The organism is Pedobacter cryotolerans, assembly GCF_005116475.1.
Lineage (GTDB): Bacteria > Bacteroidota > Bacteroidia > Sphingobacteriales > Sphingobacteriaceae > Pedobacter > Pedobacter cryotolerans.
This window is the reverse complement of the sequence record NZ_SWBO01000003.1, coordinates 136879-161197: the sequence shown is the minus strand read 5'-3', so window position 1 is coordinate 161197 and position 24319 is coordinate 136879. Positions and strand designations below refer to the sequence as shown.

The window sequence follows — 24319 nt, the reverse complement described above, 5'->3', positions numbered from 1 at the left end:
CATGGAAATCAGGAACCTACTAGATTCAGATTGGGAGCAGGTCAAGTTGATCTATGAAAAGGGCATCGCTACTGGTAATGCTACATTCCAGACCGGTGCACCGTCTTGGGAAGAGTGGGATGGCTCGCATCTTGTTAATTGTAGGATTGTTGCCGAAGAAAATGATAAAGTGATTGGCTGGGCAGCATTGACTCCAGTTTCGTCACGTTGTGTGTACGCTGGCGTAGCAGAAGTGAGCGTTTATGTTGAGCCAGGACAGTCAGGCAAGGGCATTGGCCTTGCACTTTTGGAAGAACTTGTAAAATTGAGTAAAGTAGAGGGGATATGGACTCTGCAGGCCGGAATTTTTCCGGAGAATGAAGGTAGCCTTCGTATCCATGAAAAAGCTGGGTTTCGGACACTTGGTGTTCGGGAAAAGATTGGTAAGCAGAATGGGGGTTGGCGAGATACGGTGCTGCTGGAAAGAAGAAGTAAAATTATCAGTTAAATTATAAAAAACTATTTATGAAGAAAGTATTAGTGCTGTGCACTGGAAACAGTTGCAGAAGCCAGATTGCCGAAGGTTATTTAAGGTATTTCGCTGGAGACAGGGCGGAAATCTACAGTGCGGGAATAGAAACCCATGGAGTGAATCCAAAAGCCATCGAAATTATGAAAAGAGATGGGATAGATATTTCTGGACACACCTCTAATAATATAGATGAATATATGGACATGGATTTCGATTATGTGATTACTGTTTGTGATAACGCAAAAGAAAGTTGTCCGTATTTTCCTATCAATGCGGTAAAGCTGCATTATAATTTTCCCGATCCAGCAAAAGCTAAAGGTAGTGATGAAGAGGTGATGGAACAATTCCGTGAGGTAAGGGAAATGATCAGAAAGTACGCTCAGAATTTTGTCAATGAAAACTTAAAACGTTAAGATGTCGGCAAACAATTGTGCACCCGCCCTAGAGAGGAAAAAACTTGGTTTCCTAGATCGTTATCTGACCCTTTGGATATTCACTGCCATGGCGATCGGGGTTGGGATTGGCTATTTTATCCCTTCTTCATCTGATACCATCAATTCCTTTTCATCTGGGACAACCAATATACCGCTCGCCATAGGACTGATCCTGATGATGTATCCGCCCCTTGCGAAAGTAAGATATGAACAGATGGGCGAAGTATTCAAGGATACAAAAGTCCTAACCGTTTCACTGGTGCTGAACTGGGTAATCGGACCACTTCTGATGTTCTTTTTGGCCATAACTTTCTTAAGGGATTATCCAGAGTATATGGTCGGTCTCATCCTGATCGGACTTGCCCGTTGTATAGCAATGGTCGTGGTCTGGAATGAGCTGGCAGAAGGAAACCGTGAATATGCGGCAGGGCTTATAGCGCTCAACAGTATCTTTCAGGTATTGTTGTACAGTGTTTTTGCCTATGTTTTCATTACGGTATTACCACCTTACTTCGGGCTGAAAAGCCTAGAAGTAAATATTACGATTGGTGAGATAGCCAAAAGCGTGGGCATCTATTTGGGACTGCCATTTGCAATGGGTATCATCAGCAGATATGGTTTGATCAAATTGAAAGGTGAAGATTGGTTCCAGAACAAGTTTGTGCCGATGATATCGCCGATTACCTTGATCGCCTTGCTTTTCACTATCGTAACTATGTTCAGTCTTAAGGGAAACCTAATTGTGCAGATTCCGATGGATGTCGTTCGAATTGCGATACCGCTTGTGATCTACTTCTCAATTATGTTCGTGGTGAGCTTTTTTGCAGGGAAATACTTTGGAGCGGATTATTCAATGAGTACGTCGATTGCGTTTACTGCAACGGGAAACAACTTCGAACTGGCCATTGCGGTTGCGATAGGTGTATTTGGGATTAATTCAGGTCAAGCATTTGCAGGCGTGATCGGTCCACTTGTTGAAGTTCCAGCACTGATCGCATTAGTGAATCTTGCCTTTTGGTTCAGGAAAAAATTCTAGGTATTCCAATAACACTATATGGCAATAGGGCAAGGGACTGCCTATTAGGTTGCCACCTTCTATTTCGATAGCAAAAAAAGGAATCAAAGCCTATTTTAGTACCGATCTGCCCACCGCTCATTTGCGGCCTGCAAAAACTATCGTTTTTGCTATTGCTCCTACGGTGTTAATGTAATCCATTCGATTTAAATTTGACGTTGCTACGGACTTAGTTGTTTGATGCAGCCAGACTAATCAACTTCAAAGCATCTATAACTCCTAGTAGTTTATGCTTCTTAAATTATTTTCGAATATTTTCTTGAAATAATTTACCTTTAAAAAAAGCCTCTGTTTTTCATCCGTAAGAACACATATTTGGCTGGCATTGTGTTACTTATTTGTTACTCGTGCCGGCTAAGTGTCTGATAGTCTTTATTTACTTCAATCCCTGCCATTTTACAAATATAATTTATTGAGGTTACACCTTAGGAAAACAAGAGAATAAAGCAGTAAATTTGCAAATTATCAATCAAGCTGTTGCTGTTGTATTTTACGATGTTAAAGAAGGATTTATTATTTGGTTTTTTGTTAATTGGCCTATTTGCTATTTCGGCAAATGCCAAGCAAACTCAAATACCTGTAGATAGTCTTCAAAATGTTAGTTTATTTACTGATAGTGTAGATACAGCTGCTGTATTAGTGCTGGATACAATTACGCCAAAATTTTTAAAACCATTAGATTCTACTGCTTCTGCATTTATAACCGACAGCTTAAGTAAAGGATTCGGTTTCCCAAACCTTGATTTGGAAGAATTAAACAGAAGTTTTAGACTCAATTCTATAAAAAGAAGTGTTTTACAAGATGGATTAGCTTTACCTAAGGGTGAAATTTGGGTTGTTGCCTTTGTAGCATTTTTATTGATATTGTTTGCAGTACTTAAACAAAATTTCTCCAAGCAGTTAGTCGCAATTATTCAATCATTTTTTAGTAACAGAGCACTTAGTAATTTAAATAAGGAAGATAATTTGTTTACTTCTTGGCCCTTTTTATTGCTTTTTATACAGTTTGGCTTCATCATAGGAATGTTCTTTTATTTGGTTGCGAAAAATCAAAATGGAAGTTTTATAGCCAATGGTATTCAGTCTTACCTTACCATTTCTGTAATTATTATCGTATTATATGTATTAAAAATATTAATGCTTAGGTTATTGGGTGTTATTTTTAATTTTCAAAAACCAGTTAATGAATACGTTTCCATATTATATTTAAGTTATTTTAATTGTTCTTTATTGTTTACACCTTTAGTGGTTGCATTCGCACTAACACCACTAAAACACACTAATATTTACATTTATATAGCTATAACTTTAGTAAGTATCATATTTGTTTTTCAGTTTATAAGAGCAGGAGTAAATATTTTATCTCATTATAGGTTTTCAAAAGTGTATTTATTTTTGTACTTTTGCACCCTCGAAATTTGCCCTATATTAATATTAATCAAGACAATAGGATTTTAAGCGGTAATAAGTTAAAATGCAGGAAAAGAACGAAGATAGGTTAAGAAAAGTAAAAAGTATACTGATTACTTTACCAAAACCAGAGACAGAGAAGTCACCTTATTTTGATCTGGCTAAAAAGTACAATTTGAAAATTGATTTCAGGTCTTTTATTCATGTAGAAGGGGTTCCGGCTAGGGATTTTAGGAAAGATAAAATCAATTTGGCCGATTTTACAGCAGTTGTTTTTACCAGCCGCAACGCAGTAGATCATTTTTTCAGAATTTGCGAAGAGATGCGTTATGAAGTTCCAGCTGATCTTAAATATTTTTGCATCTCTGAATCTACAGCACTTTATTTGCAGAAATACATCCAGTATAGAAAGCGTAAAATATTTTTTGGTAAGCAAACAGCTTCAGACCTAGCAGAAGTACTTAAAAAACACGCAAACGAAAAGTTTTTATATCCATGTTCTGATGTTGCAACTGAAGACACGATGAACTTTTTACAAAAAAACGGTTACGATTTTGTTAAAGCAGTCCTGTTTAAAACTGTAGTAAGTGATTTATCTGATTTAGCAGAAGTTTTTTATGACGTTATTGGTTTCTTTAGTCCTTCCAGCATCCAATCTCTTTACACTAATTTTCCAGACTTTAAACAGAACAACACGAGGATAGCTGCTTTCGGTTTAAATACACATAAGGCCGCAACAGACGCTGGCCAAATTGTTGATATTGCGGCACCAAGTCCAGAAGCTCCTTCAATGATAATGGCAATTGAAAACTACATTAAAAAATCTAACAAATAATATATCACAATTTCTTGCGTTAGTTTGTCTGAAATTAGCTTTTTGAGTTTCTTAATGTGGTTTTATTTAAGGTTAAAAAATTTCACAAATAGTTAATTATCATTAATTTAATGTTATTTTTTTGCTTTAAAAGAAAATAGATGAGCATAACACAGCAATTATTTCTGTAAATAATTGCTAATGTCATGGATATTCAATAAAATTGCTATAAAATAATTACAATACTGCATTAATTGAATTTATGAGAAACATATACCTTTTTGGTTTTTTCATTGTTTGTGGCTTTTTAGCAAGTTGTTCCAAGGGCGGTAGCCAATCTGGAGAATTAGTTGGAGCTTACAACAGAAAATTTAAGAATAAAACTATCCCAATGGGCATGGTATTTATCCCGGCAGGCAGAACTTTAATAGGGATGACTGATGAAGACCAAACCTTTTACTCTGGCAACACCAGTAGAATGACTTCATTCCCTGCGTTTTACATGGACCAAACCGAGATTACCAATGCAGAATATCGTCAATTTGTAAATTGGGTGAGAGATTCAGTAGCCATAACTTCATTAGGAAAATCTGGTGCACCAACGTTATATAAAGCTCAAGCAGCGGCAACAGCAGGCGGCCCAGCAGTAACAGGTCAAGACAATATAGATTGGAAAAAGGTTGGAGATGGAAAAGTATTATGGGGTAAAAACAGTACTTATAAAGCAAAATTGCAAAATATGTATTACTCTGGTAATGATGCCTTGCCAGGAAAAAATGAGATTGATGTAAGAAAATTAAGATATGCTTTCAGTTATTTAGATCATAATTTAGAGGCAGCTGGTAGAAAAAATCCAAATTCGAGCAGACAAGATTATATCCAAACTTACACTGACAATCCAACTCCAGGTAAAGCTAATGAGCACCCTTCTGTAAGTGTTTATCCAGATACCTTAGTTTGGAAATTAGATTTCTCTTACTCTCAAAACGACCCGATGGTTGATGCATATTTCAATCACCCGTCTTACGATACTTACCCAGTTGTTGGTGTAAGTTGGGATCAAGCAAATGCATTTTCTTATTGGAGAACCGCTTTATACAGAAATGTTGCAGCAGCAAGAAAACAACCTGAAAATGGTCGTTTAAGGTATCGCTTACCAACAGAACAAGAGTTTGAATATGCCGCAAGAGGCGGAAGAACCCAAACTAAATATCCATGGGGCGGTCCATATATCAAAAATACAAAAGGATGTTTGCAAGCAAACTTTAAAGTTGGTAGAGGTAATTATACAGATGATGGTGGTTTGTACACTGTTGATGCAAAAGCCTATTTACCTAATGATTATGGTTTGTATAACATGGCGGGTAATGTTGCCGAGTGGACTATCAGTGCACACAATAGGTCTGCAACTAGCTTATTGCAAGATTTTAGTCCGAACTATACCAATGTTGCTAAAGGAGCTAAGGTAGTTAGAGGTGGTTCATGGAAAGACATGGGCTTCTTTTTACAAAATTCAGTAGCCACTTACGAATACCAAGATAAAGCAAGATCATACATCGGCTTCCGTTGTGTATCAGATTTCCCTGGAAACGCATTAAACTAAAAAATCAATCAACCAAACAAAAGAAAAACGAAAATTTTAAACAAATTATGGCAGCAAAAGGACAACCAGGGTGGTTACACGTAGCAATATCATTAGGGGCGAGTGTAGTTATTTTAGGCGCATTGGCAAAAATTTTACACTTAGGTGGAGTATACGCAAATTATGTAATTGGTGTTGGTTTAGTAACCGAAGCAATTCTATTTGCTTTAACTGCTTTTTATCCACCTGAGCCAGAATTGCCTTGGGAAAGAGTTTATCCAGAATTAGCTGATGGGTTTAGTGGCGAATTGCCAAAAGCAACAATCAGACAAGCTGCTCCTGCCTTTGGCGGTTCATCAACAGCTGCATTAGACAAAATGTTAACAGATGCCAAAATTGGTCCTGAATTAATTGAAAGTTTAGGTACAGGTTTACGCACGTTTGGAGATAAAGTAGCCACAATTTCTAATGTTAGTGATGCTGCATTGGCTACCAATGAATTTACTGGTAAAGTGAAAACAGCTTCATCAAGCTTTGATAATTTAAGCACTGCTTTTGGTAAAGCTACTGCTCAGTTGGTAGAAATGGGCGAAAGTAATGTAGATTCTAAAGCTTACCATGAACAAGTAAATAACTTGGCCAAAAATTTATCTGCTTTAAATGCGGTTTATGAATTAGAATTACAAGATTCAAGTGCTCATTTAAAATCGATGAATAAGTTCTATCAGAACCTTGCCTTAACTATGAACAACTTTAACGAATCTATGGAAGATTCGAAACAATTTAAAGAAGAAGTAGGAAAATTGGCTAAAAACTTATCGTCGTTAAATGCAATTTATGGCAATATGTTAACCGCTATGAACCAACCACGTACTAATTAGTAAATAATTTATTTAAACGTAACAAAAATCTAATTACACATGGCTGGAGGAAAAGAAACGACAAGGCAGAAGATGATCAATATGATGTATCTGGTATTGCTTGCAATGCTTGCTTTAAACGTTTCAGATACAATCTTAAATGCTTTTAAGAACATAAACGATAGTTTGGATGATTCTAGAACCAATGTAAGCTCTAGCTTAGATCAGGTTTTTAGTGCATTTCAAAATACAGAACTGAAAAATAAACCAGAACGAGCCAAACCACTTTGGGATAAAGCTCAGCAGGCTAAAGCTTATGCTGATGATTTAAATAAAGATATTATCAGATTAAAGAAGGAATTTGAAACAGCTGGTGATGGAATAGACCCAGAAACCGGAGATTTTGTACTTCGTGAAAATCAAGATATTGCCAATAATATCATGATAAATAGAAAAGAGGGTGCAAAGTTAAAGGCTAAAATAAATGAGACTAGAGCAAAACTGATTGCTTTACTTGAGCCTAAAGATCGTGCTAATGTTTCATTTTCGTTAGAAGCTAAAGATCCTGTTAAAACTGGTACTGGCAAAAAATGGGAAGATGTTAATTTTGGCGAAGGTATTCCTTTAACAGCTGCCAATACCATTTTAACTAAAATTCAGTCTGATATACAGAATGCTGAAGCCGAAATTGTAAAAAAGATTTTTGGAGAGTTAAACCCAACGCAAATGACTTTAGATAAATTTAAAGCAGTTGCAGTGCCTTCTGGGAGTTATGTTATTCAAGGTCAGCCGTACAAAGCAGAAGTGTTTTTAACTGCCAGTGATTCTAAATCAAATCCAGAAATTACAGTAGGTGGTAGTTCATTAGCTGTTAAAGACGGAGTTGGTACTTATACTGGAGGAACAGGATCCGTAGGTTCTTTCACTTGGAAAGGTACAATTAGAGTTAAACAGGCCAATGGCGAAGTTAAAACTTACGAAACACAACCAATAACTTATCAAGTTGCAAAACCATCTGCTACGGTTGCCTCTAAAAACTTAAACGTAATTTACGCAGGTATTCCTAATCCATTTTCTATTTCTGCTCCAGGTTTTCCTCTGGAAAGCATTAAGGCAAGCATGAGTGGTGGATCAATTTCTGGATCAGGTGGAAATTTTATGGTTAACGTTGGAGGTGGTATGATTGGTAGTGAAGTTTCTATCAGTGTTTCCGCAAGTGCCGATGGGAAATCATTAAACCTAGGCACCAATAAATTTAGAGTTAAAGCTGTTCCTAATCCAACAGCAAAATTTGCTGGTAAAATGGGTGGCATCATTTCTGGAAATGTTTTAGCTAGAGAAAATCAAGTTTTAGCTGTTCTGGAGAATTTTGAATTTGATATTAAAGCAAGAGTTACCAAGTTTAACGTAACTGTAGTTAGACCTCGTCAGGATGCGCAAGTTTTCTATTGCCAAGGTGATAATTTTAATGCAGCTGCTAAGAATGCGCTGTCTAACTTGCCATTCAAATCGGTTGTTTATATTGATAATATTCAAGCTGCAATGCCAGATGGACGTACACCAACCCTAAATTCAATGGTGTTTACCGTAAACTAAAAAATTATGAAGAAATTAATATTTGTATCATTCTTCGCTTTCAGTACAGTTTTTGCATTTGCGCAAACGCAAGGAACTGCATTGCCCCCTGTAGCAAAAAAAGTTGTTAAAAAGAAGGTACCTAAGCAAGATGGTTTCATTTACCGAGAAGTAAGTGAGGCTGATACTGTGGTGCCTTATGCAGAAGTAAGAAAGGAAGATGTAGCTTACACAAAACGTGTTTGGCGTGAAATTGATTTAAGAGATCGTGGCAACCAAATTTTAGCTTCTCCGAAAGTTAATTTGTTGGGTATTATCTACAATGCAATAAGTGCGGGAGAACTTGATCTTTACTCAAGTGAAGATGAGGATTTTAAAGGTGATCCTATGGGTCAGACGAAAGGTAATGACCCAAATGTTACCAATAGTTCTGCAGCAGATACCGCATTTTTAGGTGTTAATCCAGGCACTAATGAAGTAAACAGAGCGAATAACGAATTTTTTGCAGCTAGTTTTACCACTTTAAGAATTAAGGAAGATTGGATCATGGATATCAGAAGAGGTATTTTTGAACCTCGTATTATCGGTATTGCACCAGTAAGAATTGATGTGAAAACTCAAGTTGATAACAATGGAAATCCAGTAGCCGACCCTACAACTGGAAAACCATTGGCAGATACTTTAAGAACTGTTGCTGGTTGGATTTACTTTGACGATTTACGTGAGATTTTAGTAAAGCACAAAATTGCCAATAACCAAAATGATAACTCAGGAATTAATTTTGATGATGTTTTTGTAAGAAGATTATTTTTTAGCAATATTACAAAAACATCGAATTCTGCAGACAATAGAATTGAAGACTTATTATTTAACCCTAAAGATAGATTATTAGAAGCTGAGCGTATTAAAAGAGCAATGGCTGATTTTGAGCAAGGTCTTTGGGAGTATTAATCCCCACCCAACCCTCCCCAAAGGAGAGGGCTAAGCATGATTTATACAAAGGAGCAGATTTATATTTGCTCCTTTTTTGTAGCCAGTACGTCATTGCGAGTAAAAATTTATTGCAAAATAATTAGCATCAACAAAACTTTAATAATTTTTTTAGACACAATTTGTCATTCTGAACGCAGTGAAGAATCTCGAACTAGACTTTCTATCTTGTCTTCCTCATTCTGATTTAACCTTGTTATTTGTAGAGTAAATTTCTAGCAACCTGAACTCGATTAATAAAATTACCATTTTTGGGCTTCTATCCTTATCCGACACGTCATGCTGAATTTATTTCAGCATCTGTTAAGTAAAACTGACCCTGAAATAAATTCAGGGTGACGTAACTCATTACAAACGGCCTAAAATTAATCTAAAATAATATTAATATTAGCAAGCTCGGAATGACAAAAGTTTATATAGAACTATTCTCAGGATAAAGCAATTTTAGACTTTAGAAAGATTTTAATGAAATTATTTTGAAACGCAATTACGAGATATAAACCAACTCTATAACTTTATACATTCTCTTTTTGCTCATTAAAAAAGCTGTTCAGCGTTTGCATCTGTTTTTTATTTAACACCTCGCTTAAATCTTTTTCACTAGCTTCTTTAATCTTTTTAACAGATTTAAACTTAACCAACAGCCTGTCGGCAGTGGTTTTACCTATTCCGGGTATTAATTCTAATTCAGTTTTTAAAGTTCCCTGATCTCTTTTTTTGCGGTGAAAGGTTATGCCAAAGCGGTGTGCTTCATCTCGCAACTGCTGAATGATTTTTAAAGTCTCAGATTTCTTATCTAAATACAAAGGTAAACTGTCGCCAGGATAATATAATTCTTCTAATCTTTTAGCAATACCGATAATGGTTACTCTGTTTGCAATACCTAATTTTTTTAAACTACTCACTGCTGATGATAATTGACCTTTACCACCATCAATGATGATGAGTTGAGGCAATGTTCCCTCTTCATCTAACATTCTCTTATATCGCCTATAAACGGCCTCTTCCATCGTGGCAAAATCATTTGGGCCTTCAACCGTTTTCACATTAAAATGGCGATAATCTTTTTTGCTCGGTTTGGCATCCTTAAAAACTACAATTGCAGATACTGGATATTTACCTTGAAAGTTAGAGTTATCAAAACATTCGATATGATGTGGCAATTGTGTTAACCTTAAATCCTTTTGCATTTGTGTTAAAATGCGATCTGTTCTTAAATCTGGATTTAACTTTTCGTATTGATTTAGCTTTTCCCGTTTAAAAAACAACACATTTTTTTGCGATAATTCTAAAAGCTTTTTCTTTTCTCCCAACTTTGGAACAATCAGTTTTAAGTTTTCATCATCTAAAGAAACATTAAACGGGACAACGATTTCCCTAGATGTGCTTTTAAACTTTGTTCTAAACTCGGTAATTGCGATGGTTAAAAGTTCTTCATCACTTTCATCTAAACGCTTTTTAATTTCTATAGTTTGCGTTTGGATGATACTTCCGTTCATCACTTTTAGGTAATTTACAAAAGCATACCTTTCATCAGAAGCAATACTAACCACATCGATATTAGTTATGGCGCTATTTACAACGGTAGATTTACTTTGGTACTTTTCTAAAACACCTAATTTTTTTTGATAAGCATGTGCCAATTCAAAATTTAAATCTTCTGAAGCGGTTTTAACTACCTGTTTTACTGTTTTAATTACATTGCCAATTTTGCCGTTTAAAATATCTTTAATCTCTTCAATATTTTGGTCGTAATCAGCTTTGCTTTGGTAATTTTGGCACGGACCTTTGCAATTGCCAATTTGATATTCTAAACAAACTTTAAACTTTCCTTCGTTTATGTTTTGTGGAGTTAGTGGCAGATTGCAAGTTCTTAAGGTATAAGTTTCTTTAATTAAATCTAAAATAGTGTGCATCATGCCAACAGAGGCATAAGGGCCAAAATAGGTTGAGCCATCCTTAATGTATTTTCTGGTCCAATAAATACGCGGAAACTGTTCTTTTTTAATGATAATCCATGGATAGGTTTTATCATCTTTAAGCATAATGTTATAGCGAGGCTGATGCTTTTTTATTAAGCTATTTTCTAAAAGCCAAGCATCAATTTCAGTATCAACAATTGTAAAACTTATGCGCCTTATTTTTGAAACAAGTACACGAGTTTTGCCATTAAACTGATTGTTTTCCTGATTAAAGTAAGAACCTACACGATTGCGCAAATCTTTGGCTTTACCAATATAAATTAGCACATCATCGGCATCGTAATATTGGTAAACACCAGGTTTATGAGGAATATCGGCCAATGCCTTTTTATAATCGAAAGCACTCATTTAATAAATAGGGATGTAGGATAATTTAGAAACCTAATTTTTTATCAAGCTCTGGTGTGGTTTGTTCTGGTGCAAAATATTGGTTGCAGTCGTACACAATTGATACACCTCCTGCTGGTGGTTCAAAATCAGCTTTGCTTATTTTTAAATTCGGATTAGCATAAACTCTTTTCATAAACCCAGCATAAATGGGTAAAGCAGAATTGGCTCCTTCACCGTCCCTAGTACTCGTAAAGTGAAATGCTCTATCCTCACAACCTGTCCAAACACCAGCCACTAAATCAGGCGTTATCGACATAAACCAACCATCAGAGTTATTCTGCGTTGTTCCTGTTTTTCCGCCAGTTGGCGCTGTAATGCCATATTTACCTATTAAGCGGTAACCAGTGCCACCAGTTACCACACCACGTAACATACGTGTCATTACATAAGCAACTTCTTCGTTTAAAACTACTTTAATAACAGGTTTGCTATCATATAAAACTACTCCATTCTTGTCTTCAATTTTTAAGATGTATGTAGGTTGTGTCCAAGCGCCTTTATTGGCGAAAATTCCGTAAGCACCCACCATGTCAAAAATTGAAGCATCAAAAGAGCCTAATGCGATGGAAGGTACAACTGGAACATCAGAGGTGATGCCCATTTTTTTAATCTCATTGGCAACTGCTGTAGCCCCAACTTGCTGCATTAAATATGCAGCTATGTAATTTTGAGAATAAGCTAACGCTTTTTGTAAGGTAATTGAGCCAGGTAAGGTTCCTGAAGAACGTGGTGTCCAATCGGGACTACCAGGATTTGAAATGGTAACTGGAACATTTGGAACAGTTAAACAAGGCGACATGCCATTTTCTATAGCAACGGTGTAAGTAAAAGGTTTAGCAGTAGAACCTACTTGGCGCATACCCATCTTAACCTGATCGTATTTAAAATGTTCGAAATTGATACCACCAACCCATGCTTTAATATGACCGGTTTTAGGATCCATAGCCATCATCGCATTGCGCAATAATAGCTTATAATATTTTACCGAATCAATAGGTTTCATTAAAGTATCGATGTTACCTTTCCAAGTAAAAATGGTCAATTTACTAGGGGTATTAAAATCTTCAGTAATTTCATCGTCTGTTTTACCTTCAGATTTGAGTGCTTTATAGCGATCAGATCTTTTTACACCTTGCTCAATCTGCATTTCCATTCCTTTAAACGGATTTCTTCCTTTCCAACTTCTGGTAAATTGAGCTTGTAGCACTTTCATGTATTCTTTTTGCGCTTGCTCTGCATAAACCTGCATATCGTAATTAATGGTGGTGGTAATTTTTAAGCCATCTCTATCTAAATCGTAAGGAATTCCATTTTTAGTGATAGATCTTTCTTCTAAAATTTTTCTTACCTCCGATTTTAATACCGCTCTAAAATACGGAGCAATACCCTCGTAATTGGTGGCAGCTCTAAATTGTAAGTTAAGCGGTTTATCTTTGGCTAAATCAAACTCTTGCTGCGTCATGTAGTTTTCTTGAACCATTAACGCCATTACTGTATTTCTTCTTGTTTGTGAACGCTCTGGGTTTTTGGTTGGAGAATACCTAGTTACACCTCTTTGTATACCCACCAAAACTGCTGCTTGCGGTATGGTTAATTTATCGGGAGTAGTATTAAAATAAACTCTAGCAGCAGATTTAATACCGAAAGCTTGGTTGCCAAAATCTACCGTGTTTAAATACATGGTAATGATTTCTTCTTTTGTGTAATTACGCTCAAGTTTTACCGCAATTACCCATTCCTGAAATTTTTGGATAATTCTTTTTAAGTAGTTTTTTTGTCTTCCTTCTTCAGAAAACAAGTTTAAAGCCAGCTGCTGTGTTATGGTGCTGCCGCCTTGTTTTTTGCCCATTAAAGCATAGGCGAAAATGGTGAATGTTCTTTTAAAATCTATACCAGAGTGCGAGCGAAATCTGATATCTTCTGTAGCAATTAATGCATTTACAACATTAGGAGATAACTGACTGTAATTTACATTCGATCTATTTTTAACAAAGTAAGTGCCTAAAATTTTTCCGTCTTCAGATAAAACCTCTGTAGCTTCATTACTTTTTGGATGCTCAATTGCTCTAAACGAAGGGATTTCCCCGAAAATGCCAAAGCCAATCAGTACAATAAATATGGCAAAAAACACCATTCCACCAATCAGCAATTTCCAAAGCCTGCGGTTATATTTCTTGATATCTTCTGTTGTAAGGGATGTAGATTTGCTCATTTTTATTAAAAATTGTTTCTGAAAAACTCAATGTACTTATTTAATGTTTCTCTATTTTTTATTTTTTCAAAGTTTTCTTTACTGATGTAAAAACCTGTGTATTTAGCTGCTGGAACTTTCATGATACGAGATAGTTGAGGTGTAATCCCTTCACTATAGCCTTTAACATCAATTACGCTGCCAAAATCTCCTACGTAAATCAATTGGTCTTCATCTAATTCTTGTAACTGGTGCTTTAATCCTGTTCCAGAGAAATTTCCTCTGTTAAATTGGCCAACCCCAAATCTCGATGAACTTACGCTAACGGTAACATCACTAACGGCAACAACGTAGAAATAAGTATTAGATTCAGCTTTGCTAAATAAATTATCTATAGGCTTAGCAACAGTTACAGTGCTTTTAGTAGCAGCTAACGTATCTGCTTGCTTTGTTATTGCAGGCAGAGTTACGGGTGGTGCTATTACTTCAATAACTTTTTCTGGCAAAACTTTTTTAGGCTCTTGCTCAACCAGTACCTTTACAGGATCTGCTTTTATCGTTGGTTTAGCAGCAACAACAATTATTTCTTTAGGTTTTACAAATCGTGGTTCAGCACCATCAAAATCAATTAAAGCAATTGGTCTTGATTTATAACTTGCTAAATTTTCATTTATATAAACCAAGTGGTCTTTAACTAGAGGAGTAATTAAAGCATCATTAGGGTTAGCAGCTATAATTTTTTCGAAAGCGATAATTAAGCTATCAACATGTTGAGTTCTACCAATCGAAATTGCTTTAAGATACTCATATTGAGCTTGTAAACTATTGCCAGGAAAACGTTGATTAACTTCATTAACCCCATTTATTACTTGTGGGAATTGCTTTTGCTCATAATCCTCAAAAACTACATTATAGATTTTATTTACCTCTAAATCTAAAGCATTTTGCTTAGCCGAAAAATTCGGGTCTAAAATCGTTTTTGCATAAACCGAACTTGGAAATTTAGCCAAAACCATATTTTTATAACTTTCAGATTTTGCTTTATTAGTTTTAGCGTAATCTAAATATAAAGAATAATAAATCGCATCTAAATGATTATTTTGAGGGTATCGTGCTAACAAAATTTCGTAAACCTTAGTTGCTTCGGCTTCATCTTCTAATACTTGCTGATAAAAGCTAGCAATTTCATAATAAGCATCAATAATCTGCTGATCAGATTTTACCATTCGCTCTGCACTTAAAGGAAATAATAAAGTATATGCTTTTATCTGTTCTTCCTTGCTAATGCTAGCCGTATTTTCAATTGCGGTAGCTGGTAAATTGCCAATTGCGGCATTTTGTGTTTCTTTATTAACTTGTGCTGATGATTTTAAACTTTGGCGCCAATTATCTTCTAAAACTCTATTTCCCCATCTTTTTCTAAAATCAGAGAAACCATTACTAACTGCAGAAGTATTGCTAAAGTAAAATTTGCCGTTATTTTGCTTGTTAGAACTATTTAATCTATCTACTGAAAGTTTGCCATTATTAGCCTTCTTATCAGCAACAACTTCTTCCTTTTTAGGTTCAAATAATTCATCTAAGGCTTTTTCTCGGGCCTGTTGTGGCATCTTAGCAAAAAGTTGCAACGAATCTTGCATGGCAATTATTTGATAACGTTTTGTTAAATATTCTAAGTTCTGAGCTTTTTTAACAATACTTTCATAACCCTTATAGTTCTTTGGTAAAGTTGTGGCAGCACTATCATAATAAAGTTTTGCATTTACATAATTACCCAAATCTTTAAAATATAAATCGGCCAACTTTAAATAAGAAATCCCTTTTTGGTAAGGGTTAATTAAACTTTTATTGATAGATAGCTTATAATATTCTTCGGCTTTGCTATAATCTTTATCGCCCAAATAATCCTCAGCAACCTCGTAATAAATCTGATCGGTATAATCTAGGTTCTTATCATCCTTTAGCAATTTCAATAAAGCTGTTTTTCTGTCAGACGATTGATCATTTAAAAAATCATAAATCCTGATTTTGCTCAGCTTAGCATTAAAATACATTTGAAAAGGAGCGTTACTGTTCTCAACCTTGGTATAATATTTTAAACTGGCATCATATTCCTTTTCATGCTCATATAATTGGGCCAAAATAAAAGGCCACCTGGTTCTGCTATGTATTTTATTACTTTCTTTAGTGGCTTCCTCTAAATAAAAAATCGCCTTTTTATAATCTAATTGATTAATGCTCATTTGAGCCAATGTAGCTAATGGTTCTGCTTTATCTTTTTTAACAGAATCTAAAATAAAGATCACCGAATCCAGCACTTTTAATGCAGCCTCAGGATTATTTAATTGCATTAAACTTCTAGCTTTCCAATTTAAACCATTTAAAAAAACATTATTATCTTTTTTGTAAGCTCTGGCAGTGTAATCAAAATATTCCACAGCAGTAAAAAAGTTACCTCTATAAAAATTAGTTTTCCCTAAAAGTATATACGCATCATCAACATAATTACTTAATCCTTTTTCGGCAACAATGGTTTGTGCCTTTTGGGTAATTTCACCTAAATCTTTACTATCGCTATTTGCAAGAGCTGTGCTCGAGTAATCAATTGCTTCAGGGGCAATATAAACAGCTAAAAAGTTATCATAATTGTCTTTATGCGTTTGCGAAAGATTTTCCTGATAAGTATCTAATAAAACATTTGAATTGTAAATGTAGTTATAACGTGCAGAAAGATTTTGCAAACCACGGTTGGTGGCATTATCTTTTTGCGTAGAACAGCTATAAAAAAAAGCCATGCAAACGCAAGCAGTTAAAATTTGGATGCTAAGTTTGAGTAATTTGTTCAAAAAATTAGAGTTGTGTATTACCTACAATATAACAAAATGTATGCAAAAATATTTTATTCGCCAATAAAATCTCAATATTTAGCTATAATTTTAATCTTACCTTAATTTAAATGGCCGAACTCCAAAACAATCAAAACAAAAATAAGGCAACCAATTTTGCAAAATATTCTGGTATAGCCTTTCAAATGCTGGCAACAATAGGTGTTTTTAGCTTTATTGGCTATAAAATTGACGAAAATAGAGCTGGCTCGAAAATGATTTTTACAGCAATTTTGGGTTTAGTTGGCGTTGTGGTTTCTTTATTTTCTGTAATTAGATCTTTAAATAAAGAAAAGTAGAAAAATTTGTAGAAAATGTGTGTGTGTAGCTTTTGGCAAAATTTGCCCTTCTTTGCGCTACAAGTACCGCACCCATACAAGAGCCACGCTCGCGGTAGCTTTTCGCTTCAATAAGGTTTATTTTACAAAGGCAGTACAAAATGGCAAAATAGCATATTGCCCTACCAAGCTCAATTAATTATTTACCTTTGTAAAAAAAATACAAATTTTGAGTTTACCAAAGTTCATTTTATCTTATTTGTTATATACTGCACTATTAGCAGGCATAGCCATCGCATTACCTTATCTTTTTCCAACGGTTAAACTATTAGCAAATAACTTTTGGCTGGTTTTTGGTTTTCTCGGCGGATTAACTTTTTTGGCTTATATCTTGGCATTTTTGGGCATTAAACGTAATCCAGAAACAGGTGTTTTAGCCATTATGGCTTCAATTGCTATTAAGATGCTTTTCTCAATGGCTTTCGTGCTGATTTACAGCTTAAATAACAAAGGAAAAGACCTAGTTTTTGTGTTTAATTTTTTTTCTTTATATTTATTGTTCACCTTCTTTGAAATTTACGGTTTGTTACGTAACTTGCGCCACCAAAATAAATAGTAAAAATCTGCGAGTAAATGGATTGTAGCCACGTTTTTGAGTTTAAGTTTAGAAGGTTAATTGTTGTTTTTACGCTTTTTTCGGCGTTTTTGATGGTTTCTCTTGGTGCAAACGCCCAAGTTGATACTACTCATAAAGCTGAAGTTGGGCCTGGTGAAACCACAGAAAAAAAGAAGTTTGAGATTGGTAAATTTGCTTTGCATCACATTGCCGATTCTCATAGTTGGCATGTAATTGGCGATACCCATATTGGTTTGCCTATTATTTTATTCGCTAACAATAAAGTTGTAACTTTTAACGACAATGATTTTCATCATGACAATGATGCTAAAGTTGTAGTAGAAAAAGACGGACAACGTTTCGTTAAAATGCATGAAAAAATTTATTTCGCATCGGCTGCTGCAAATGAGCATGGCCAGTATGTAGATTTAGATGAAAAACACCATGCTAAAAATGCTAGACCTTTAGATTTTTCATTAACTAAAAACACTTGTACATTATTGCTTTCTGTAGTAGTATTGTTAGTTGTGTTTTTAAGTGTTGCAAATAGCTATAAAAAACGTAAAGGTAAATCACCAAAAGGTTTACAATCTTGGTTAGAGCCAGTTATTCTTTTTGTACGTGATGATATTGCAAAGCCTAATCTAGGTCACAAACATGAGCGTTTTATGCCATACTTGTTAACTGTATTTTTCTTTATCTGGTTTAACAATATGTTGGGCTTGGTTCCTTTTTTACCAGGTGGTGCCAACTTAACGGGTAACATTGCGGTAACAATGGTGTTGGCTACAATGACTTTCTTGATCACTGTTTTTAACGGTAACAAACACTATTGGGGTCATATTTTCTGGATGCCAGGTGTACCAGTTCCGATGAAAATCTTTTTAATGCCTTTAGAGTTAATTGGTATTTTTACTAAACCAATTGCGTTAATGATTCGTTTGTTCGCAAACATTACCGCTGGTCACATTTTAGTGCTTGCGCTAATCTGTTTAATCTTTGTATTTAATAGCTACTGGGTTACTGCAGCATCTATTCCTTTCGCAATGTTTATCGGTGCGATTGAATTAATGGTTGCCTTTATTCAAGCATTTATATTTACCATTTTATCTGCCTTGTTTATAGGTATGGCAGTAGAAGAACACCACTAATTAGAATATTTTTTTAACAACAATTAATATATAAAATCATGATTACAGGAAGTATTGCTGCAGTAGGTGCAGGATTAGCTGCGATTGGCGCTGGTCTAGGTATCGGTCGTATTGGTGGTTCTGCTATGGACGGTATTGCTCGTCAACCAGAAGCTGCCTCAAAAATTCAAACTGCGATGTTAATCGCTGCTGCCTTCGTTGAGGCTGTTGCGTTATTCGCTGTTGTAGTTGCATTAGTGTAACTAAATTAAATACGTTGCAAAAGATTGTTTTGCAACGTATTTATTAATGAAATGAAAACAAAAAATTATAATATATACAGAAATGGATTTATTAATACCTGAAGTTGGTTTAGTTGTATTTCAAACAATAGCTTTTTTATTGTTGATGTTTGTTTTAACCAAGTTTGCTTGGAAGCCTGTTTTGGCTGCCATCAAAGAGCGTGAGAACTCAATTGATGATGCTTTAAACAAAGCAGAATTAGCAAAACAAGAAATGGCTCGTTTAACTTCTCAAAACGAAGAGTTAATGAAACAAGCTCGTGCTGAGCGTGATGAGATCTTAAAAGAAGCTAAAATTCTTAAGGATAGCATTGTTAATGAAGCTAAAACTTCTGCACAAACTGAAGGTGCTAAATTGATTGAGAAAGCTCGTATCGAGATCGAAAATCAAAAGAAAGCAGCGTTGGCAGAATTAAAAGGACAAGTTTCTGCTTTATCTTTAGATATTGCTGAACGTGTTTTACGTAGCCAGTTAGATGATAAAGCAAAACAACAAGATTTGGTTGCAAGCTTGTTAAAGAATGTTGAATTAAACTAAGTTAGATTTGAGACACTAGATGTGAGATATGAGACTGGCATAGATGGAGAAGTATTTCTCAAATCTCAAATCTCAAATCTCAAATCTCAAAAAAAAAAATATGTCAAGTAAAGCAGGAGCTAGATACGCAAAATCGTTAATTGACCTTTCTACAGAGCAAAATGCTTTGGAGGAGATTAAAAACGATATGGTGTTTTTTGAACAAGTGGTTGATGATAACAGTGAGTTAGAAGCTATTTTAAAAAATCCAATTGTTCCTTTAGATAAAAAATCAGGGATTTTAAAGGATGTTTTTGGTAGTAAAGTTCATCAAATTACCAATAGCTTTTTAAAGTTAGTGGTAAATAAAGGTCGTTCTGCAATCTTGTTTGATACTGCTAAACAATTTATTGCACAATACAATTCAATTAAAGGTATTGTTACTGCTGAAGTAACATCTGCAATTGCATTAACCGAAGCTAGCAAAGCTGAAATTGTTGAATTAGTTAAAAAGGAAATTGGGGCTAATGAAGTGATCGTTAAAGAAAAAGTTGACGAGAAATTAATTGGCGGGTTTATTTTAAAAGTTGGCGATAAACAATTTGATGCGAGTATTGCTAGTGGATTGAATAAATTAAAGAAAGAATTTGCGCAAGGTATTGCCTAATTGCTATTAAAAGCTACCGAAGCACTACTAAACGCAAAAATATAAACCCGATAGCAGCGAGCACGTAGCGGTAACCCTTGTGGTTACCCGAAGTAAAGCGAATAGCGGGACAACAATAACAAAAGAGTACAAGATTTAAATTTTCAAAAAGAAATCAAAATAAAAATTATGGTAGAGGTAAGACCAGACGAAGTTTCGGCAATTATCAGACAACAATTGTCAGGCTTTAAATCGGAAGCTGAATTGGAAGAAGTTGGTACCGTATTACAAGTGGGTGATGGTATTGCTCGTGTTTACGGCTTAACTAAAGTTCAAAGTGGCGAGTTAGTTGAGTTTGCTAACGGATTGCAAGGAATTGTATTAAACCTTGAAGAAGATAACGTAGGTGTGGTTTTATTAGGCCCATCTGACGAGATTAAAGAAGGTGATACGATTAAACGTACTAAAAAAATTGCCTCTATTAAAGTTGGTGAAGGTATGTTAGGTCGTGTTGTAAACACACTTGGCGAGCCTATCGACGGTAAAGGACCAATCTTAGGACAAACTTACGAAATGCCTTTGGAGCGTAAAGCACCAGGTGTAATTTATCGTCAGCCGGTTACTGAGCCTTTACAAACTGGTATTAAAGCTATCGATGGTATGATTCCAATTGGTCGTGGTCAACGTGAGTTGGTTATTGGCGATCGTCAGATTGGTAAAACTGCTGTTTGTATCGATACTATCATCAATCAAAAAGAATTTTACGAAGCAGGTAACCCTGTATTCTGTATATATGTAGCTTGTGGTCAAAAAGCAAGTACAGTTGCAAACGTTGTACGTACTTTAGAAGAAAACGGTGCAATGGCTTATACTGTTGTTGTTGCTGCTTCTGCAGCTGAACCTGCTCCATTGCAGTTTTATGCTCCATTTGCTGGTGCTGCAATTGGTGAGTTCTTCCGTGATACTGGTCGCCCAGCTTTAATTGTTTATGATGATTTGTCTAAACAAGCTGTTGCTTACCGCGAGGTTTCATTGTTATTGCGTCGTCCTCCAGGTCGTGAGGCTTATCCAGGTGACGTGTTTTACTTACACAGTCGTTTGTTAGAGCGTGCTGCAAAAATCAACTCTAACGATGAGATTGCACAAGCGATGAACGATTTACCAGAATCATTAAAAGGTATTGTTAAAGGTGGTGGTTCATTAACTGCTTTGCCAATTATCGAAACTCAAGCTGGTGACGTTTCTGCATACATTCCAACTAACGTAATTTCGATTACTGATGGTCAGATTTTCTTAGAGTCTAACTTGTTTAACTCTGGTATTCGTCCGGCTATTAACGTAGGTATTTCGGTATCTCGTGTGGGTGGTAATGCTCAAATCAAATCAATGAAAAAAGTAGCTGGTACTTTAAAGTTAGATCAGGCTCAATACCGTGAGCTAGAGGCTTTCTCTAAATTCGGTTCTGATTTAGATGCAGCTACAAAATCTGTTTTAGATAAAGGTGCTCGTAACGTAGAGATGTTGAAGCAAGCACAGTTCTCTCCATTTACAGTAGAAAAACAAGTTGCAATTATCTATTTAGGTACTAAAAACTTAATGCGTTCTGTACCTGTAAACAAGGTAAAAGAATTTGAAGCTGAGTTTTTATTAGCATTAGAACAACGTCATCCAGAAACATTGGCTTCTTTAAAAGCTGGTAAGTTAGATGATGCTGTTGAAGTGTTAGAAAGAGTAGCAAAAGAGATTTCAAGTAAATACTAACTGAGATATGAGAAGTTAGATATGAGAATTGAGAAGGTACTTATTCTCGCATCTCATATCTGCAATTGAGAAAATAGATTTGAGAATTGAGATTGGGCAGTAATGTCTCACATCTCATATCTCACATCTCACATCTAAATAAAGAATGGCTAATTTAAAAGAAGTAAGAATTCGTATATCATCGGTACAATCTACCCAGCAGATTACCAAAGCTATGAAAATGGTTTCGGCTGCGAAGTTAAAACGTGCTACCAATGCTATTGTACAGTTACGCCCGTATGCTACTAAACTGAAAGAGATTTTAGGTAATCTTTCTGCAAGTTTAGAAGGTTCATCATCTCCTTATATTCAGGAACGTGAGCCTAATAAAGTATTAGTGGTTGTGGTATCATCAAACCGTGGTTTGGCTGGTGCTTTTAACATGAACGTAATTAAAGCTACTAATAATTTAATTGCCGAAAAATATAGTGAGCAACTAAAAAACGGTAACGTAAGTATTGTTGCTGTTGGTAAAAAGGCTCAAGATTTTTACGAGAAACGTAATTACAATGTTATTGGCAACAATAGCGAAGTTTATATGGCTCTAAATTTCGACAACGTTAGCAAAATTACCGATTCGATTATGGCTGGTTTTGCAAAAGGTGAATTTGATAAAGTTGAGCTTGTTTACAACAGATTTAAAAATGCTGCTGTACAGATTTTAACAACTGAGCAATTGTTACCTTTGCCTAAAGCAGAAGCTACATCAGCAGATGTTAAAACTACTAACATCGATTACATTTTAGAACCGAACCAAGAAGAGATTGTAACGCAATTAATTCCTAAGTCGATAAAAATTCAATTGTATAAAGCAGTTTTAGATTCTCATGCTTCAGAACACGGTGCTCGTATGACATCTATGGATAAAGCAACAGAAAATGCTGGCGATTTAATTAAAGCATTAAAATTAGCTTATAACCAAGCTCGTCAGGCTGCAATTACCACAGAGTTGACTGAGATTGTAAGTGGTGCTGCTGCGTTAAATGGATAGCCTATAATTGTCATCCTGAGCGTAGTCGAAGGACAAAAATTTTAAAACCCTTATCTTAATTGGTAAGGGTTTTTTAATGATCAATATATTCGCAATCTAGAATTATTATGATTATTTTGGATTGTAATCCAAAATTATTATGTTTTTATTGGATTTAACTTAATCACAAATGAAAAAATACCTCTTCATACTAACTTTTGGCATTTTGCCAATTTTAACTTTTGCGCAAAAAACTCCTGAAAGAGATTATACAAATGCAGTGCTTTGGCAACAACATAGCGGAGAGTATAGAGCTTTAGCATTTCAGGCCTATAATTTTGCTAGGTTATCTTTAAAAGAAGCCTTATGGAACCAAGCTAATACAAAGCCAAATTGTGTTATTGTAGATGCTGATGAAACAGTTTTAGATAACTCTGCTTTTCAAGGTCATGAAATAAAAAAAGGAGTAAGTTACGTGCAAAAAGATTGGACGGAATGGACGGCTTTAGCACAAGCGGATACAGTTCCAGGCGCTTTATCGTTTTTGAAATTTGCAGCAAGCAAAAATGTTGAAGTATTTTATGTGACTAACAGAGAGGAAGCTGACCATGCAGGCACCTTAAAAAACTTGCAGAAATTTGGTTTTCCAAATGCAGATGAAGCACATTTAGTGTTAAAAACAACTACTTCAGATAAAGAACCTCGCCGACAAAAGATCTTAGAAAAGTATAACATTTTGTTATTATGTGGCGATAATTTAAGTGATTTTTCTAATGTTTTTTATCGTGAAGGAAAAGATACCAAAGAACAGGTTAACTTAATGCAAAACCAGTTCGGGACGCGTTTTATCGTATTACCAAACCCAATGTATGGCGATTGGGAAAAGCTTTTATATAAGGAAGATAAATTAAGCGAAGCCGATAAAGGAAAACAAAGGTTAGAGAAACTTAAAAGTTACTAATTTGTTGCTTTATTTAGTTAATTAATATTATTTTTGTACCATAAATTTAAAACATAAAGAGATGAATCAATCTGAAGAAAGAGAAAAAAGCATGGAAACTGCTAATCAAACTCCTATATATATGTTAATTGCAGTTGGTGTTATCGTAAGTATGATTGGAGTATTTTTACGTTTTGCATTCGACTCAACTATTTTATCGATTGTATCATGGGTAATTCTTTTTATTGGTGCTTTTATATGCTGCAAAGCAGTTTTTAAAATATTAGACGCAAAATAACATACACTTTTTTACAATATTTAATCCTCTTTAGTTTAACTGAAGGGGATTTTCTTTTTTTGTAGCATTTCCGTTACGTTTAAAGATTTAAGGTTACTTCTTCATCCTATTTGTATTAAGCAA

The 24319-nt window shown here is 35.1% G+C and carries 22 protein-coding genes; 19 read left to right on the top strand and 3 right to left on the bottom strand.

Annotated elements, in window-relative coordinates; genetic code table 11:
• Nucleotide 1 precedes the first annotated feature (1 nt).
• The 9 genes from FA045_RS06235 to porN all read left to right on the top strand — a co-directional run bounded on the left by FA045_RS06235 (nt 2) and on the right by porN (nt 9212).
• The gene (locus FA045_RS06235; protein WP_136875600.1) at nt 2–487 is read left to right on the top strand and encodes a GNAT family N-acetyltransferase; all 486 of its coding nucleotides are present in this window, start codon (nt 2–4) and stop codon (nt 485–487) included.
• A 17-nt stretch (nt 488–504) separates the two neighbouring features.
• Nucleotides 505–924 (top strand): arsenate reductase ArsC, encoded by a 420-nt coding sequence (locus tag FA045_RS06230; RefSeq protein ID WP_136875598.1) that lies wholly within the window; start codon nt 505–507, stop codon nt 922–924.
• 1 nt (nt 925) lies between these two features.
• The gene (gene arsB / locus FA045_RS06225; protein WP_136875596.1) at nt 926–1981 is read left to right on the top strand and encodes an ACR3 family arsenite efflux transporter; all 1056 of its coding nucleotides are present in this window, start codon (nt 926–928) and stop codon (nt 1979–1981) included.
• Between the two features lie 534 nt (nt 1982–2515).
• Nucleotides 2516–3478, top strand: coding sequence for a DUF4271 domain-containing protein (locus FA045_RS06220; protein ID WP_136875594.1), 963 nt, complete (start codon nt 2516–2518; stop codon nt 3476–3478).
• 16 nt (nt 3479–3494) lie between these two features.
• Nucleotides 3495–4265 carry a uroporphyrinogen-III synthase gene (locus FA045_RS06215; RefSeq protein ID WP_136875592.1) on the top strand — a complete coding sequence of 257 codons (771 nt, stop codon included), beginning with the start codon at nt 3495–3497 and terminating at the stop codon, nt 4263–4265.
• A 241-nt stretch (nt 4266–4506) separates the two neighbouring features.
• On the top strand, nt 4507–5847 hold the full coding sequence (gene porK, locus FA045_RS06210) for a T9SS ring complex lipoprotein PorK/GldK (protein ID WP_136875591.1): 1341 nt from the start codon (nt 4507–4509) through the stop codon (nt 5845–5847).
• A gap of 47 nt (nt 5848–5894) precedes the next feature.
• The gene (porL, locus tag FA045_RS06205) at nt 5895–6707 is read left to right on the top strand and encodes a type IX secretion system motor protein PorL/GldL (protein WP_136875589.1); all 813 of its coding nucleotides are present in this window, start codon (nt 5895–5897) and stop codon (nt 6705–6707) included.
• 39 nt (nt 6708–6746) lie between these two features.
• Nucleotides 6747–8282, top strand: coding sequence for a type IX secretion system motor protein PorM/GldM (gene porM / locus FA045_RS06200; protein ID WP_136875587.1), 1536 nt, complete (start codon nt 6747–6749; stop codon nt 8280–8282).
• A gap of 6 nt (nt 8283–8288) precedes the next feature.
• Nucleotides 8289–9212 carry a type IX secretion system ring subunit PorN/GldN gene (gene porN / locus FA045_RS06195; RefSeq protein WP_136875584.1) on the top strand — a complete coding sequence of 308 codons (924 nt, stop codon included), beginning with the start codon at nt 8289–8291 and terminating at the stop codon, nt 9210–9212.
• A gap of 554 nt (nt 9213–9766) precedes the next feature.
• Here the strand turns inward: porN and uvrC are convergent.
• Genes uvrC through porW form a run of 3 tightly spaced genes read right to left on the bottom strand, consistent with a single transcriptional unit; the run spans nt 9767 to nt 16609 of the window.
• Nucleotides 9767–11581 carry an excinuclease ABC subunit UvrC gene (gene uvrC / locus FA045_RS06190; protein WP_136875582.1) on the bottom strand — a complete coding sequence of 605 codons (1815 nt, stop codon included), beginning with the start codon at nt 11579–11581 and terminating at the stop codon, nt 9767–9769.
• Nucleotides 11582–11606: 25 nt separating this feature from the next.
• Nucleotides 11607–13835 (bottom strand): transglycosylase domain-containing protein, encoded by a 2229-nt coding sequence (locus FA045_RS06185; protein ID WP_136875580.1) that lies wholly within the window; start codon nt 13833–13835, stop codon nt 11607–11609.
• Nucleotides 13836–13840: 5 nt separating this feature from the next.
• Complete coding sequence (porW, locus tag FA045_RS06180) at nt 13841–16609, bottom strand: type IX secretion system periplasmic lipoprotein PorW/SprE (protein WP_136876211.1); 2769 nt, start codon at nt 16607–16609, stop codon at nt 13841–13843.
• A gap of 161 nt (nt 16610–16770) precedes the next feature.
• Between porW and FA045_RS06175 the strand changes: the two genes are divergently transcribed.
• The 10 genes from FA045_RS06175 to FA045_RS06130 all read left to right on the top strand — a co-directional run bounded on the left by FA045_RS06175 (nt 16771) and on the right by FA045_RS06130 (nt 24196).
• Complete coding sequence (locus FA045_RS06175; RefSeq protein ID WP_136875578.1) at nt 16771–16998, top strand: AtpZ/AtpI family protein; 228 nt, start codon at nt 16771–16773, stop codon at nt 16996–16998.
• Between the two features lie 208 nt (nt 16999–17206).
• On the top strand, nt 17207–17593 hold the full coding sequence (locus FA045_RS06170; protein WP_136875576.1) for a hypothetical protein: 387 nt from the start codon (nt 17207–17209) through the stop codon (nt 17591–17593).
• 17 nt (nt 17594–17610) lie between these two features.
• A complete protein-coding gene (gene atpB, locus FA045_RS06165) occupies nt 17611–18744 on the top strand; it encodes a F0F1 ATP synthase subunit A (protein WP_136875574.1) in 1134 nt (377 codons plus the stop codon).
• Between the two features lie 41 nt (nt 18745–18785).
• Nucleotides 18786–18986 (top strand): ATP synthase F0 subunit C, encoded by a 201-nt coding sequence (atpE, locus tag FA045_RS06160; protein ID WP_136876209.1) that lies wholly within the window; start codon nt 18786–18788, stop codon nt 18984–18986.
• Between the two features lie 82 nt (nt 18987–19068).
• Nucleotides 19069–19563 carry a F0F1 ATP synthase subunit B gene (atpF, locus tag FA045_RS06155; RefSeq protein WP_136875573.1) on the top strand — a complete coding sequence of 165 codons (495 nt, stop codon included), beginning with the start codon at nt 19069–19071 and terminating at the stop codon, nt 19561–19563.
• 100 nt (nt 19564–19663) lie between these two features.
• Nucleotides 19664–20209: an ATP synthase F1 subunit delta gene (gene atpH, locus FA045_RS06150; protein WP_136875571.1), complete on the top strand. Its 546-nt coding sequence runs from the start codon at nt 19664–19666 to the stop codon at nt 20207–20209.
• Nucleotides 20210–20377: 168 nt separating this feature from the next.
• A complete protein-coding gene (gene atpA, locus FA045_RS06145; RefSeq protein WP_136875569.1) occupies nt 20378–21949 on the top strand; it encodes a F0F1 ATP synthase subunit alpha in 1572 nt (523 codons plus the stop codon).
• A 145-nt stretch (nt 21950–22094) separates the two neighbouring features.
• The gene (gene atpG / locus FA045_RS06140; protein WP_136875567.1) at nt 22095–22979 is read left to right on the top strand and encodes an ATP synthase F1 subunit gamma; all 885 of its coding nucleotides are present in this window, start codon (nt 22095–22097) and stop codon (nt 22977–22979) included.
• Nucleotides 22980–23148: 169 nt separating this feature from the next.
• Nucleotides 23149–23919, top strand: coding sequence for a 5'-nucleotidase, lipoprotein e(P4) family (locus FA045_RS06135; RefSeq protein WP_136875565.1), 771 nt, complete (start codon nt 23149–23151; stop codon nt 23917–23919).
• A 61-nt stretch (nt 23920–23980) separates the two neighbouring features.
• Entirely contained in the window at nt 23981–24196 is a 216-nt protein-coding gene (locus FA045_RS06130; protein ID WP_136875563.1) for a hypothetical protein, read from the top strand.
• Nucleotides 24197–24319: the final 123 nt, after the last annotated feature.